Below are 14,359 nucleotides of genomic sequence, written 5' to 3'. Positions count from 1 at the left end.
TTCCTTAACCTTACCAATTAGACAAATATTGAGTGAGAAGATCGTCGATCAACGCTTTACCATCAACCGGCTGTTTAGCAAAGAATTTATCATCGACACTCAGTAAGGTTATCCCATGAACGCCAGCCCATAATACACGGCTTGTGCGTAATATTTCGTTCTGCGTTTTATGCGGTGCGATGATCTGCAATAGCCCTTCTAGCATACTGGTCATCTGTTCAATTCGTTCAGCTTGCCATTCTGGTAACACCTCACCATTCATATTGTGTTCAAAAATCAATTGCCAGCGATAAGGATTTTTGTGTGCAAAATCATGATAACAAATGGCTAATAGGTACAGCGCCTTTTTCGGATCCTGACATTGACTGACCACTAATTTAGCTTCATAAGCCAATTCATCGAGTGTTTGTGCCACAACATGTAGCAAGAGTAAATTATAGTTACCAAAAACATTAACCAGCGTACTTGGGACATACCCGATCATGGCGGCTATTTTGCGTAAGCTCATTTCATGGTAGGAATGCTTACTCAAAAACTCTTTGGCTGCTTTCAGGGTTAAAGAGACCAGCTCTTCTCGAGTATGATCGTTTCGTCGGGCCATAATAGACTACTAAATTCGCAGAATAAAAAAATGAACAATGTTCGATATTCTAAACAGCCCCTTATAGGGCGTCAACTGAATCGCGCTGCAATATTCTGATACATGTCAATAAAGTCAAATAGTTTGCTTGGTTTAGTGAACCAGATATGATGATAGTGTGTAACACAGCTTTCTAGTGCTTAAGGATAAATATGAAACGTCTGTTCTCTTTTATGGCTTTACTGATGGTATCTGTGATGGTCGTACCGCACGCTGACGCAAAAAAGTTTGGTGGTGGTAAATCATTTGGTAAAAGCTTTAAAACTGCCCCAGCGCAGAAACAACAAAATACCAATACATTAAAACAGCAAGACACCGCAAAAACGACCGCAGCAACGTCGAATAAGAAAGGTTTAATGGGCGGAATGCTGGGTGGTTTATTGGCAGGAGGATTACTGGCTGCTTTCTTTGGCGGAGCCTTTGAAGGAATCCAGTTTATGGATATTTTGATCATTGGCTTAATTGCTTTTGTGATCTTTAAACTGATGCGGGGGTTACTCGGTGCCAAACAAACATCGATCAATCAACATCAGCAGCCAGCGTATAGTAGTGTCAATCAGCCTAATGTACACAACTTTGAACAGACAAATCCTACTGGTGGTTTTGGTGGGCAAAGGCATAGCGACGTCCCTCATAACTATCCACCTGGATTTGATAAGGTTGCATTTATTAATGGTGCTCGCGAGCATTACCGAATCTTACAAGGGGCTTGGAATCATAATCAGCTTGAAACCATAGAAGAATATGTTTCAGCTAGCTTATTTGAAGATTTAAAAGCAGAGCGTGCCAAGCTAGATCACGAACCACAAACCGATGTCATGTATGTTGATGCGGAAATTGTCCGTGCCGATTATGATGTGAACAAAGCTCAATTAAGCTTACAGTTTAGTGGACGATATCGTGACGCTGGCGAGCAGATTGAAGAAGATATCCAAGATATTTGGCATTTAGAACGTGATCTTAGCGTACCCAATGCGCCGTGGTTGATTGTTGGTATTCAAGGTTAATTAACCTTTTCCCCGATCATATTGATTAACGCCCAAGCTTGTCTTGGGCGTTATGCTATTTGGAGCTCAGTTTTATTTCGGTCATCTTTGACTGAGGGGACACTCACTTGCCGTCTACCTGCAATTCCAAGTTGTTTGGGTATCGTTTGTTTTTATTGTGTCCAACCAGTTGATCATCTATTCAAAATATCAATAAAGAATAATAATTGTTATCATTTGTATTTGATGATAGTCTTCGCCGTAAATTTTTAGACTGATGCCATTTTTTCCCACAGACGATGTACGCATTTGTCGGAAAATGACGGTAATTAACTATCTCCTGGTTACTTGAAGCTGCAGCGGTATTGGCAACGTTCGTTTGTCCTCATCACATCGTGTATTTATGCTCATGTGTGAAAATCATTCTTGGTCTTCATCCAAGACCAGCCTTTGGCTGTGCACGTTTGTCATTCACTTACCGCTTATTTGCAACGCCAAGTTATTTGGGGATGAGAGTAATGTCGGAGAGGTCAGGTTGGTATTGATAACGAAGAAGCAAATACGGAATCGAGTACGATTGTGTTGGGTTATGGGTTGTGTGGCTGCGTCAGGGAACGCGGTTGCTGAAAAAATAGATAAGATTTTGCAACAAGATTCAGAGGGATTAATCGCTAGCCAACAGGCACAAATCAAGGTGGAAGGTCTTGATGATAAACATCTTGAGGTTATCGAACAATATCGCCAAGTGATCCGTGCACAACAGTTGGCCGATAAGTATCACCAGTTGTTAGTAAAACAAGTCGCTCAACTTGAAAATGCCTTAGTGGCGATGGACGAAAGCCAAGCTCAACTTCGTTTAACTCGTATGATGTTAGGCCCATTATTGGAAGACATGGTTGTCTCTTTGGCGCAATTTGTCGCAGCAGATGCGCCTTTTTTATTGGCAGAGCGCCAGGCAAGAATTGAAAATTTACGCCGCCAGTTGTTTGATGCAAGTTTATCTGAAGGTGAAAAAACTCTCTCTGTACTTGATGCCTATCAGGTCGAACTCAGTTACGGCTATACCACGGAAAGTTGGCAAGGGAAACTGGATGGTAATTTGGTTAACTTTGTTCGAGTCGGGCGGTTAGGTTTTTATTACTTTACGCCGGATGAAGCCAAAGCGGGTGTATGGGATCAAGGTTGGCAACCGTTATCAGCAGAGTGGATCCGCTCCATAAAACACGCAGCGCAGGTCGCACAGGGCCAGCAGTTACCTACACTTCTCACTCTTCCAGCAGTGAAAATCGAGACCATGTAATGAAATCAGTATGGCTAATGTTAGCGCTGGCGATTGGCTGGCAAGCGAGTGTGCTCGCCTCTGAATTGGATCGAGTACTAGAACAAGTAAAGCAAGGTTCATTGATTGAAAAACAGCAAGCTGATCAACGGATTAAACAGGTAATTGGAGAGTTAAGAGATGCACGCCACATGCTGGCTCGTGCTCAAGACAAACTAAAACAGACCAATGCGAATAATATAGCACTGGAAGATCGTATTTTGCAGCTACAAGCGTCTTTGAAACAGAGAAGAGCACAATATAAAACACAACGTGAATCGATGAATAGTGTCTTTAAGCACGTGGTCGAACATGGCGATTTAATGATGCAGCGTGTTTCACCTCATGGGTTGTGGCTCTTTGACCAATCTGGGTTTATGGCTAAAAAAGAACAGTCTGTTGATCTGGCGCATATTAAGCGGTTGTGGGTGGCGTTGCTGGAACAGTCAGTTTTTACCAGTAAGGTGCTGCGCAGTAAGCAATCCATTGTGCTGGCAAATGGTGAGCAGCAGTTGGCTCAGGTGACTCAGTTTGGCCCATTTAATGCGTATGTGATGAAGGATCGCCCACGCTGGCTACGCTATTTGCCAAGTGAAAAAACTTGGATGGAGATGGCACCTCAACCCACCGTAGGGATGGATCAACAACAGATGCTTATTGACCCAAGTTTTGGAGCACTGCTTGATAAGCAAGCGAATGCACCGACTTGGTTAGAGCGTATCAAACCAGCCGGTGTGGTTGGGGTTATGATCGTATTGATCGGCATGATTGGTGTTGCAATTGCAGTGGTTCGTGGTTTGGCATTGAGAAAAGCGAAGCGTGAGATTGATACACAAATATTGGCGCATCAAGCCAATGCGGGGAATGCTTTAGGGCGAGTGATACTGGCGAGCGAAAAATGTCAGGGTGCACAGCTTGAAGCGGTGATTGATGAAGCGGTACTCAAGGAAGTACCCAGTTTTAAAATCGGTGTAGGCAGCCTTGCTGTCTTTGCGAGTGTTCCGCCGCTGCTTGGTCTCTTGGGGACGGTTGGGGGGATGATCGAAACATTTCGCATGATTACTGAGCATGGCAGTGCTGATAGCCAACTGTTGTCTGGCGGTATATCACAAGCTTTATTAACCACAGAGATGGGCCTGATTGTCGCGGTGCCACTGCTTCTGCTGCATTGCGGGTTAAAAGCTCAAAGTACTCAATTGATTGAGGTGCTGGAACAGCAGAGCGCGGGGTTGATAGTGATCCGTCAGCAAGCTGACGTTCAGGGGGATAAATGCTGAATTTTATTTATACTGCTGGCCCTTTAGTTTGGGGGGTTATGACCTTATCGATAGTGATGTGGTGGTTGATAGCACAAGCTTATCGTCATCAAAGTCGTTGTCGCGCTCGCTTTGTGCCTGAGATAACGAGGCAATATAATTTGCAAATTGGGTTATCGAATCATCGGTATCAATCGGTTTGTCGTGCTTGGTTAAATCAAGCAGAGCAACAGTTAAATCAAGGGATTCCTTGGATATCAATTTTAGTCAAGGTGTTACCTCTGTTGGGTTTACTTGGCACGGTCGACGGGATGATTGAGAGTTTTCAGCAGCTTAATCAACTGGATATACAACGTCAGTTATCTGGTGGGATTTCACAAGCATTACTTACCACGCTATCGGGTTTAGTCACCTCGCTGTCGGGGGTCTATTTTGTTCATCACTTAAACCAGCGTAAGCGCCGTTACTTAGCGAGTTTGCGTCGTCAACTCGAGGTGCAAAATGCGTTTTCGTCATAGTGAAGAGTCAAGCGAGCAAGCCAATGTAGACATGACTCCTTTGATCGATGTGGTATTTATCTTGCTGATTTTCTTTATTTTATCAGCATCATTCCAGCAGCAGAATCAGATCAAGGTTGAGCGTCCCAATAGTCAGATTACAGATAGCCTTTCTAGTGTTTCTGTCACCGTGTCGGTCGATGAACAGGGGCAAATCTGGTTAGATAATCAAGCGGTCGAGGTCGCGATGTTAACAAGCCGTATTAAACAAAAAGTCACCCAAGCAAATAATGTGTCTGTTGTGATCGATGTCGATAAATCAGTTAATAGTGGGCGTCTTATCCAAGTTATTGATAAAGTTAGAATTGCAGGGGTGAACAATGTCGCTGTGGCTACAGAATCCTAACCATTGCCAATGGCTACCCTATCGCTGGTTGCAACAACCGTGGTTCATCGCTCTATTGATCAATTTTGCGCTAGTTTGGCTTATGTATTGGCTAACACTTGGCAATCAAAAGGTTGATCGCGTTCACTCGATTCATTTGTCAACGGTTTTTCATACCAGGCCGTTTGAGCATATGGAACCAGAGCAAGATCAATCGGTTGACGTTAGCCAAGCACCACAAAGTGCCTCGATGCCACCGCCACCAACCATATTGAATTTATCAACCTTAGCATTTGATTCTTCAGTAGCTTTACCCAATATGAAGGTGCCAATAGAAACCAATAAGCCTGATTTACAAATCGTCAATCTGACTTTTAGTCCGCAAGGGAATGGGGTTGGCAGTATGATCAGCAGCGCGATGGCACAGGCTAAACCTGTCATTCAGATCCCACCTCGTTATCCGGCGAAAGCTAAACGGGATGGGATAGAAGGCTTTGTCACACTTGATCTTTATCTTGATCAAGAGGGGCGAGCACAAGAGATTAAAGTTGTAGCAGAAGAGCCGCCTGGGGTATTTGCTCGCTCAGCGAAACGAGCGGTCATTCGTTGGCGATTTGTGGCACCCGAAGAAAAACAATGGCAAAGGATCACGATACGTTATGAATTGGAAACATAGTTTACTCGCCTTGGGGTTGGCTGTTTCTCTGCCTTGTGTCAGTTTTGAGGTTGACGATTATCAAACTTACCAACGATTGCAAATGCAGCTGCAAAAAGATCCTTTGACGACATTGAGTGCGATCGAGCGATTTGTGCAACAAGTACAATCTTCAGATCAGCAATCTCAGCAGATGGCTGCTCACTTGCAACTCCAAGCATGCGTTGCACTCAACCGATACGATTGTGCAGCTGTTGCGGTAGAGTCTTTATTAAGGCTTAATCAAGATAAGGCACGTAAACCTGAACTGCTGAACTTGTCAGCCCAATTGCATTATCAAACTCAGAGCTATAACACCGTTATTGAGCGGGTTGATAACTGGTTTGTTGCAATGCAAGCGATAGAAGAGAATGCGTCGGCAATTCAGTCTGCTGAGCTGTACTCGTTAAAGGCATACAGTTTATTCCACCGACAAGCTTATCGTGATGCAGCCAAAGCAATGGAACGTGCTGTTGAGTATCAGAACACTGAGCAAAGAGAACGCTTTTTACTCGCCTTGTATCAGCAACAAGGGGATTGGCATAATGCTAATCGAGTACTGCGCTGGTTGGTTTCTCAGTATGCGGAAAACGCTGAATATTGGGAAAAATATGCTTACTCATTCTTAAAATTAGATCAGGAAAAGCAAGCGGTGAATGCATTAGGTAGTGCTTATAAAGCGAATCGTCTGCCACAGCAAAGTATGATGTTATATGCACAGTTATTGTTGCGTTTTCATGCGCCTGATCGCGCGATACAAGTACTAGAGCAACACCCTCAACTCAGTGATCATCCCCGTTATCAACCCTTGCTGACGCAAAGTTATTTATTAGCCCGTGATAAAGTTAAAGCAGCAGAATGGTTAGCAAAATCAGAGAAAAAAGATACTTATGCGCTACAGGGCCTATTAGCTTATCAGCAAGGTAACTGGCAGCAGGCTGCCGATTTGTTTAAACGACTAGAGGCAAGTCATGAAAATAATCATTACTGGTTGTTGCTCGCTGCCATTAGTGAGTTTGAATTAAAACGTTGGGATAGCGCGAGAGATTCTTTTCAGCGTCTAGCTGGTACCCGTTACCACGAACTGGCGACGCAATGGTTAAGCCAAATAGACTATTTAACCCGTGAGTAACTTAATCAGGCTCAACAGTAACCATAAAGCGCTCGCTAGTGATCCATTGGCCAGCGCTTTATGGTTACTTGAAGTGACAGTGAATCAGTTATTGTTTTTTCAAATGATAGAGTGTGGCTAAATCACCGGTGATTTTTTCGCCGTTGATATCCAATTTCATCAAAATATTCTCTCCTACGAAATATTGGTTAGCAGAGTCGGACCCATCTTCTAAGGTAATCACGCTACCATTTTTATCCCAGTGGAATTTCCCTGTGCTAGTCAAGGGTTTAGTTTCCTCATCCGTTTGATAAATTTCAGTTAGGGTGTAGGTTAGATCGTCATTTAGAGTCAAGGTATATTCTATTCCTGCGCAGTCGGCGCAAGGAAGGACACCTTGATAAGTGCCTTGCCAATCAAGGCTATTATAAGCGGTGTGCTCTGAGGTAAAGGTTTCATCGATTGCCGCCTCTGTCTGTGAGCCATTGTGTGAGGAGATCGCAGGCTCTGTTGTAGCCGCCGTTGGCTCGGTATTATCACAGCCAGCCAACATTAATGTCAGTGCACTCAGTGCGAAAAATGTTTTTTTCATCATGCCTTTCCTTTATCCATACTCAAGTGGTTGTTGATGGGGTTATTATGGCGGTCATTTATGTTGAGCGAGTCAAGGAGGCGTCATGTTTTTGATATAAAGCATCAGAGAGGTATGATACCTCTCTATAGTTTTAGGCTGGCTATAGCTTTAAACTGGCTATAGCTTTAGACCGATTGTAACTTTAGTTTGGATAGTATAAAACTAGTCGAGAATACCAGAAGATTGGAATGTTTCTAGCTTGGCCAGATAAGGAGAGAGGTCAGCAATATTGTTTTTTAACCACTCACGGTTGTAATACGTATCGAGATACCGATCGCCACTATCGCACAGTAACGTCACAATGGATCCACGTTCGCCTCGTTGCTTCATTTCGCTGGCCAATAATAATGCGCCGTATAAATTAGTGCCTGTTGAAGCACCAGCCTTTCTACCTAAGATGGTTTCTAGCCAATGAATGGTCGCAATACTCGCAGCATCTGGGATAACTCGCATTTCATCAATGACATTTGGAATAAAACTGGGTTCAACTCGCGGCCGGCCAATTCCTTCAATTTTACTGCCGCATTCTAAGGTCAGCGCATGATTGCGGGTGTGATAATAGTCAAAAAAGACCGAGTTTTCTGGGTCTACCACGCATAGTTTAGTGTTGTATTGTTGATAACGAATGAATCGACCAATGGTAGCCGAGGTTCCTCCCGTTCCTGGGCTCATCACGATCCAAGTAGGAATCGGATATTCTTCTTTTTGCATTTGTTTAAAAATGCTATCGGCGATATTGCTGTTTCCGCGCCAGTCAGTGGCTCGCTCAGCATAAGTAAATTGGTCCATATAATGGCCATTTAATTCTTGAGCTAGTCGATGAGATTCCGCGTAAATCTGATCAGTTCGCTCAACTAAATGCGCTTTGCCACCATAAAATTCAATTTGTTCAATTTTTTTATGCGCAGTACATTTAGGCATGACGGCAATAAAAGGCAAACCAAGTAAGCGAGCAAAATAAGCTTCAGAAACAGCAGTACTTCCAGATGAAGATTCAATAATTGGCGTATCAGGGCCAACCCAACCATTACAAATAGCGTAAAGAAACAGAGAGCGAGCTAAGCGATGTTTAAGTGACCCTGTTGGATGGGTACTTTCGTCTTTAAGATAAAGATCGACGCCAGAAATACAGGGAAGGTCGAGTTTGATTAAATGCGTATCAGCAGAGCGTTGAAAATCCGCTTCTATCTTACGAATCGCATTGTTAATCCATTGATGATCGGTACACATAGGGTTCTTCCTAATTATCTTGCACGTTAATTCACTCTCAACTGTCCATAAATGGATCAGAAAGTCATGAGAATATATAGGTAATTTAACCTCATGGTGTAGAGAAAAGGTTGGTTAATTTACCTGTGTTTTGCTACTTTTATAGAAATATTTTCTATCACTGGGGGGATGTCATTGGATAAAGTGGATAGGCAATTATTATCGATGTTGCAAAAAGATGGGACTTTATCACTCAATGAATTAGCCGAAGCGGTCAACTTGACCACAACGCCTTGTTGGAAGCGTTTAAAAAAACTAGAAGAATCGGGAATTATTAAGCAACGAGTGGCTTTACTTGATCCTGAACAACTAGGCTTGTCATTTATTGCCTTTGTGATGGTAAAAACCAATGATCATTCGCATGAGTGGTATCAAGGTTTTGCTGAAACCGTGTCTGAATATCCGGAGGTGATGGAGTTTTATCGCATGGCAGGGGAGTATGACTACATGATGAAAGTACTGGTCAAAGATATGAAGCACTTTGACCAGTTTTATAAAAAGCTCGTTAACCGAGTGGATGGATTAAATAATGTGACCTCGACCTTTGCGATGGAGTCTTTGAAATACACCACCGCTTTACCGCTGTAATATGCTATACCCAAACAACTTGGAGTTGCAGGTAGGCGGCAAGTGAGTGACAAATTTGTCTGGAACAAATTTGAACAGCCGTAGGCTGGCCTTTGGTGAGGGCCACGGATGGCTCTCATCATCCCCATGAGCATAGACAGGCTATGTGATTGGGGTGAAAGAATGTAGCCAACACCCCTGCAGCTTCAAGTAGGAAGGGTATATTACTTAAAGCGCATTACGCCCTCTTGGATAGCGGTGGCAACTAAATCACCTTTCTGATTATAGATTTCACCTCGGACTAAACCACGTGTACCACTGGCGGTAGGGCTTTCAATTGCGTATAGCAGCCATTCGTCCATCTTAAATGGTCGATGGAACCAAATAGAGTGATCGATAGTGGCAACTTGAAATTTCGGTGTCATTAATGACACTTCATGAGGATGTAACGCGGTGACTAAAAAACCCCAGTCGGAGGCATACCCGAGTAAATATTGATGGATCAATGGTTCATTGGGTACTTCGCCATTCGCACGGATCCATAAATACTGTTTTGGCTCGGCTTTGTGTGGTTTGAGTGGGTTGATGACCGTGACTGGGCGCATCTCAATCGGCTTTTCACCACAAAAAATATTACGAACAGATTCTGGCAATTGGTGGGCAATTTGCGCAGCCAATTCAGATTCTGAGGCAAAGTTTTCAGGCCCCGGAACATCAGGCATGATTTTTTGGTGTTCAAATCCAGTTGCGTTGATGTGGTAAGAAGCGGTGAGATAAAAGATAGGTCGACCATTTTGAATGGCTTTCACCCTTCGGGTACTAAAGCTTCTTCCATCACGCAGGTTTTCAACATCATAAATAATTGGTTTTTCAGGGTCGCCGGGATACAAAAAGTAGCTATGGAAGGAGTGAACGGTGCGATCAGAATCGACCGTGTAACGTGCAGCAGAGAGCGCTTGACCAATGACTTGCCCGCCATAGACCTGGGGTAAACCAAGGTTTTCGCTTTCTCCTCGGTATAAACCTTCTTCAAGCTTTTCAAGCTGTAGCAGGCGTAATAATTCGCTTAATGGTTGACTCATGACCCTTACCTAATGATGGTTGCTTGCAGACTAAAATTCGTTTACGACTTAAGTCGGAATCGCTATTTTGTGAAAGAGATCAAATCGTTGTCAAGAGAGAATTGACGTTATGAAATATGTTGAAACGATACTTGTACAACAAGACGTCACAGCGCTGTAGTTTGCTCTCTTCTCTCTTGTGGCAATTGACTTAACATGTTTCTTACCTGACGGGCAAAGCCAGAGTAACCGATTAAACGGGTCATTTCATCATAGGTTACTAACCAACAAACGGAATTTGGTGCACTACGGCAAAGATTTGTTGTCAAAATTGGTCCATACTTAACAGGCCCTAGTTCAATGGTTACCATGGATAGGTATAAGGAGCGGGTATGGTATTGTCCATCTTTCAATTTATGATCACCATCGTATTGGCCATGGTTTGCGGACAAACCATTGGCTTGAGTTCCCATGAGCTGCCATTCATTGCTTTACTGATTCCGGTTTTGTGGGTGCTTCCTCGCAGTGGTTTGGCTGGTCTTGTGCTGCTGATCGGCATGGCAACGTATGGCATCACATTGGCGCATCAACCAGCAGCATTATCGGTCAGTATGTGGGTCGTGTTTCCCCTGATGATGGTTGCTTTTTCACGGGCAAGTAATATGGGCATTATGGCCGTCAGTGGGTTGATTTTACTGACCTTGCAAGTAGGGATAATGGTTACCCAGTCGGCAGAAAAATTAGATGGAACGCCCAGTATGACCTTTTTGCAGTTACTTTCCGTGATGGCTATTTGGTGGGCTGCCAATAGTTGGAAATTCTCTCCACATCGTCATTGGTGGGCGTTAATTTTGCTTGTTCCATTATGGATTGCGGAGGCAACGTTTGCTGTTTTGCTGGCTTTGTGCATAACAGGACTTCTCGCTATCATCAGTCAGTTAGTCAAAGCGTCATCATTTCAGTGGGCCAAATTACTCTGTTGGACGTTGCCATCAATTGCATTTATGGCTGTCGTTATTTCTCCGGCCATAGAGGTACCTAATTCTGTTTTTGTGGTTTGGCTATGCTTACTATCGACCGCTTGGATGACGGACTATCTATTAAAAAGTACCGAAGAACCAATATCTTGATCGAACCGCCGTATTCAAACGCTACATTTTAGGCGAATTGTTCAATTGCTGGTCAGTTAATTCATTGAGTATGCTTTTCTCAGGATTTAGGGTTGCAATAGTACTAGGGATGCCTGATAATTCACGCACTCTTTAGCCAACGCGTTAAAGTGAACTATGGAGGCTCTGGTCCTCCCGCAACACTAGTTCGTGAACTTGGTCAGGTCCGGAAGGAAGCAGCCACAGCGAATGACGTGTGTGCCGGGATGTGGCTGGGGCTTCCACCCTTCTTGTCATATTGTTGTAGATTTATAACAAAAATCATGCCGCTATCTTCGGCTAAACTAAGAAATCATCTCACTTATACCACATCCGTAAGTTTATCAACTTGAAGAACGACGCTGTTATTCGTACTCACTCCATAGGAATTCGATTTCTATTTTTACCTCCAATACAATCCGCACATTAAAGAGTTTATTTATCAACCATTGAGCTAACTGCCGTGGCTAGCTGATTTTTGCCCCATTTCGTGACAGCACACACTTCAATTTGATTCTGTACAAACATGCATGCAATGCTTATATGCACAATCAAGTACTCGGGTGTGTTATGAAAACAAGTAAAATCTATGCAGAAAAAGCAGTGTCATCAAGCGAAGCTAGAAAGCATTTTAAAGATTGTTTATCAGGGGAGCCAGTCGTAGTTTTATCGAATAATGAGCCTGCTGGTTATATGATGAGCGCCGCTTTTTTTGAAGGACTGATAAAAGCTTTAGAAGGCAAGAATGCTGACTCTGTTTCATCATTTAGGCCAATGAGTGCTCGCTTGGAAGTCATTGCTGATCTGAATGCTCAAGCATTAACAGAGCTTAATGAGAGTATTTTGGGTGAGTTTCAAGAGTGAGTAAGTCATTAAATATTAGAGTTTTTAAGCATAAGATCTTAGTTAATTCACTTACTGAAAGCGAGCTTCAATCTTTGACTAAAGACTTTAGATACTATAAGGAGACTGGTCAAAAACCAGATTTTTTTGGTCGAGATGAAGCTTATGATCATCCCAATACATTACCGATCTTGAAGTCAGAGGAAGTTAGGCACATTGACTTAGCTGCTAGTGATGCTCCGTTCTTAAGTTCTATCCAATTTTACCAAACGAGTGATAAACACTTAGTGTATTGCCAAGGCTGGAATGACCTTAGTTGTTTTCCGTTAATCGCCATTCTTGCACCTGACGCTCATGAGCAAGTCCGTAATCGAACTATCATGCATAACTTGGGTTTGATAGCTGAAAAATTTAGGCAGCAATTCTAAACCGTTTTGTCCAAGGTCGTTAAGGGGGATACAACACGAAAATGCCCCAAAGCAATTCACAGTAAATACTCATGCACTGTCTATTATTACTACTTTCTCCTACCAGAAGTAATACGAAGTCACCAATCTAGGGGTTATTAAAAGTTACTATGAGCAAGTGTGGGCTATTCGTTTGAGCTTGAAGTCCGAGTAGTTATAGGAATATTTAACGCCTGATGCCTTTTCTACAGTATAAAGACAGTTGTCTTGGAATCGATTCAAAGCACTTACGTTTTGCTTAGCCCCTTCTGAAGAAGTAAACATTCCGTTGATGTAGACAAGCTGGAGTTTATCGACATTATCTTCACACTGAGCGGCACTCGTACTAGCATAAAATAGTGACATCAAACCAAGAATAGTCGCGCGCTTTTTCATCTCACCGCCTCCTCTGCCATTGTCCCTACACACGGTTGCTCAATCGTTAAAATCGCATCAAGATCGTGTTCCATCTGCTCGAAAATACGTTCTTTACCGTTTCGGTAGGTTAACGCTCTGTACAAGGTATCGGCATGCAGCTCTAGTGGCGTAATTTCAATAACACCTGTTTTTAGCAACTTCTCCGCACACTCTTCCAAGACCAAAATTTCATTGTACTTTTTAGTCGCATCCTCAACTGACAACTGGATGGATTTATCAAACGCAATTTCATTGATATCGGTATATTCAAGACCTAGGCTAATGGCCAGTTGAACAATTTGGGGGTTTTGATACGCCTCTGTTACAGCCACTTCGTAACTATCACGAACTCCATTGTTATCTTTATCAACTCCCGCAATTGCCTCGGGAGATTTAGGGTCTAAATCTGGGTCTGGGTCTGGGTCTGGAGATGGTTCTAAGTCATCGAGTAAACGCCAAGTGCCAGACTTAGAAGGGTACTCTCCTTGAACCCACCATTTAGCTAGGTAAATATCTCCTTCAAAGTTCACGACTGAACCTCCTGCATAAGGTGTTTCATGCTCATAGTTGTCAATCGTATCTGCATTGATGTGAATCCAGCCATCCCAAGAGATATCGTTTACTACTGGCTCAGTTCCTTGTGTCCAATAGGAAGATACAAATGACTCTCCAAGGTGAGTGACTAGATCTCCCGAATTGTAAACAGTATCTTTATTCCATGGCTCCATCGCATGTGCTACCATTGGGATACTTAAACTAACCGCTATCGCAATAACGTGTTTCTTCATATTTCATCCTTAAATACTATTTCAGCGCCTTCTTTAGAGGATGAGTAGGAAACTTGATGTCACCGATCATGCAAAACTGATCCACTAACGATCATCGAAAACTGATCCACTTGGTATCATCCGTTTATTTTTTATACGGGTGATTTATGTTAACCAAGGAGACATTTGTGGATATTCATGTTCGCTTTGCACAAGGCCAAAGCATTCGTAACATTGCCCGTCAATTAGGCATTTCTCGTAATACCGTAAAACATCATTTGCAGCAGCATCAGATGCCCTCTTACGCGCAACGAGCAAAA

The 14,359-nt window shown here is 43.1% G+C and carries 18 protein-coding genes and 1 other RNA gene; 13 read left to right on the top strand and 6 right to left on the bottom strand.

Features of this window, described 5'->3' with window-relative positions; translation table 11 throughout:
* Positions 1-10 precede the first annotated feature (10 nt).
* The gene (locus CAG57_RS09520) at positions 11-601 is read right to left on the bottom strand and encodes a TetR/AcrR family transcriptional regulator (RefSeq protein WP_099610189.1); all 591 of its coding nucleotides are present in this window, start codon (positions 599-601) and stop codon (positions 11-13) included.
* Between the two features lie 191 nt (positions 602-792).
* On the opposite strand from CAG57_RS09520, the gene CAG57_RS09515 reads away from it, so the two are divergent.
* From CAG57_RS09515 to CAG57_RS09485, 7 genes are all read left to right on the top strand, one after another.
* On the top strand, positions 793-1,647 hold the full coding sequence (locus tag CAG57_RS09515; protein ID WP_099610190.1) for a Tim44 domain-containing protein: 855 nt from the start codon (positions 793-795) through the stop codon (positions 1,645-1,647).
* Between the two features lie 577 nt (positions 1,648-2,224).
* Complete coding sequence (locus CAG57_RS09510; protein WP_161430494.1) at positions 2,225-2,926, top strand: DUF3450 family protein; 702 nt, start codon at positions 2,225-2,227, stop codon at positions 2,924-2,926.
* Positions 2,926-4,221: a MotA/TolQ/ExbB proton channel family protein gene (locus CAG57_RS09505; protein ID WP_161427973.1), complete on the top strand. Its 1,296-nt coding sequence runs from the start codon at positions 2,926-2,928 to the stop codon at positions 4,219-4,221. Before CAG57_RS09510 ends, CAG57_RS09505 begins: the two co-directional genes overlap by 1 nt.
* The gene (locus CAG57_RS09500) at positions 4,215-4,718 is read left to right on the top strand and encodes a MotA/TolQ/ExbB proton channel family protein (RefSeq protein ID WP_161427972.1); all 504 of its coding nucleotides are present in this window, start codon (positions 4,215-4,217) and stop codon (positions 4,716-4,718) included. The genes CAG57_RS09505 and CAG57_RS09500 overlap by 7 nt, the downstream gene beginning before the upstream one ends.
* Positions 4,702-5,103: an ExbD/TolR family protein gene (locus tag CAG57_RS09495; RefSeq protein WP_099610194.1), complete on the top strand. Its 402-nt coding sequence runs from the start codon at positions 4,702-4,704 to the stop codon at positions 5,101-5,103. Before CAG57_RS09500 ends, CAG57_RS09495 begins: the two co-directional genes overlap by 17 nt.
* On the top strand, positions 5,078-5,758 hold the full coding sequence (locus CAG57_RS09490) for an energy transducer TonB (RefSeq protein ID WP_161427971.1): 681 nt from the start codon (positions 5,078-5,080) through the stop codon (positions 5,756-5,758). Before CAG57_RS09495 ends, CAG57_RS09490 begins: the two co-directional genes overlap by 26 nt.
* The gene (locus tag CAG57_RS09485; protein ID WP_161427970.1) at positions 5,742-6,908 is read left to right on the top strand and encodes a tetratricopeptide repeat protein; all 1,167 of its coding nucleotides are present in this window, start codon (positions 5,742-5,744) and stop codon (positions 6,906-6,908) included. The genes CAG57_RS09490 and CAG57_RS09485 overlap by 17 nt, the downstream gene beginning before the upstream one ends.
* A gap of 88 nt (positions 6,909-6,996) precedes the next feature.
* On the opposite strand, the gene CAG57_RS09480 is transcribed toward CAG57_RS09485, so the two are convergent.
* Entirely contained in the window at positions 6,997-7,479 is a 483-nt protein-coding gene (locus tag CAG57_RS09480; RefSeq protein ID WP_099610197.1) for a copper resistance protein NlpE, read from the bottom strand.
* Between the two features lie 204 nt (positions 7,480-7,683).
* Positions 7,684-8,751 (bottom strand): PLP-dependent cysteine synthase family protein, encoded by a 1,068-nt coding sequence (locus CAG57_RS09475; RefSeq protein ID WP_161427969.1) that lies wholly within the window; start codon positions 8,749-8,751, stop codon positions 7,684-7,686.
* 168 nt (positions 8,752-8,919) lie between these two features.
* Between CAG57_RS09475 and CAG57_RS09470 the strand changes: the two genes are divergently transcribed.
* A complete protein-coding gene (locus CAG57_RS09470; RefSeq protein ID WP_161427968.1) occupies positions 8,920-9,378 on the top strand; it encodes an Lrp/AsnC family transcriptional regulator in 459 nt (152 codons plus the stop codon).
* A gap of 203 nt (positions 9,379-9,581) precedes the next feature.
* Here CAG57_RS09470 and tesB read toward each other — a convergent pair whose 3' ends face one another.
* Complete coding sequence (gene tesB / locus CAG57_RS09465) at positions 9,582-10,439, bottom strand: acyl-CoA thioesterase II (protein ID WP_099612639.1); 858 nt, start codon at positions 10,437-10,439, stop codon at positions 9,582-9,584.
* A gap of 146 nt (positions 10,440-10,585) precedes the next feature.
* Complete coding sequence (locus CAG57_RS09460; RefSeq protein WP_161427967.1) at positions 10,586-10,747, bottom strand: hypothetical protein; 162 nt, start codon at positions 10,745-10,747, stop codon at positions 10,586-10,588.
* Between the two features lie 63 nt (positions 10,748-10,810).
* Between CAG57_RS09460 and CAG57_RS09455 the strand changes: the two genes are divergently transcribed.
* The 4 genes from CAG57_RS09455 to CAG57_RS09440 all read left to right on the top strand — a co-directional run bounded on the left by CAG57_RS09455 (position 10,811) and on the right by CAG57_RS09440 (position 12,837).
* A complete protein-coding gene (locus CAG57_RS09455; RefSeq protein ID WP_170886749.1) occupies positions 10,811-11,548 on the top strand; it encodes a hypothetical protein in 738 nt (245 codons plus the stop codon).
* Between the two features lie 163 nt (positions 11,549-11,711).
* An RNA gene (gene ffs / locus CAG57_RS09450) (signal recognition particle sRNA small type) lies at positions 11,712-11,808 on the top strand.
* Positions 11,809-12,136: 328 nt separating this feature from the next.
* Positions 12,137-12,430: a hypothetical protein gene (locus CAG57_RS09445; RefSeq protein ID WP_161427966.1), complete on the top strand. Its 294-nt coding sequence runs from the start codon at positions 12,137-12,139 to the stop codon at positions 12,428-12,430.
* Complete coding sequence (locus tag CAG57_RS09440; RefSeq protein ID WP_202597901.1) at positions 12,427-12,837, top strand: type II toxin-antitoxin system YafO family toxin; 411 nt, start codon at positions 12,427-12,429, stop codon at positions 12,835-12,837. The genes CAG57_RS09445 and CAG57_RS09440 overlap by 4 nt, the downstream gene beginning before the upstream one ends.
* Positions 12,838-13,247: 410 nt before the next feature.
* Here the strand turns inward: CAG57_RS09440 and CAG57_RS09435 are convergent, their stop codons facing one another.
* Positions 13,248-14,060: a hypothetical protein gene (locus CAG57_RS09435; protein WP_161427965.1), complete on the bottom strand. Its 813-nt coding sequence runs from the start codon at positions 14,058-14,060 to the stop codon at positions 13,248-13,250.
* A 146-nt stretch (positions 14,061-14,206) separates the two neighbouring features.
* On the opposite strand from CAG57_RS09435, the gene CAG57_RS09430 reads away from it, so the two are divergent.
* Positions 14,207-14,359 (top strand): helix-turn-helix domain-containing protein (locus CAG57_RS09430; RefSeq protein WP_161433708.1); only part of this gene is annotated, 153 nt, incomplete at its 3' end.

This window comes from Vibrio sp. V30_P3S12P165 (assembly GCF_009904905.1).
GTDB lineage: Bacteria > Pseudomonadota > Gammaproteobacteria > Enterobacterales > Vibrionaceae > Vibrio > Vibrio fujianensis.
Note: the sequence above shows the minus strand (reverse complement) of the source record. Positions and strands in the feature narration are given on the sequence as shown.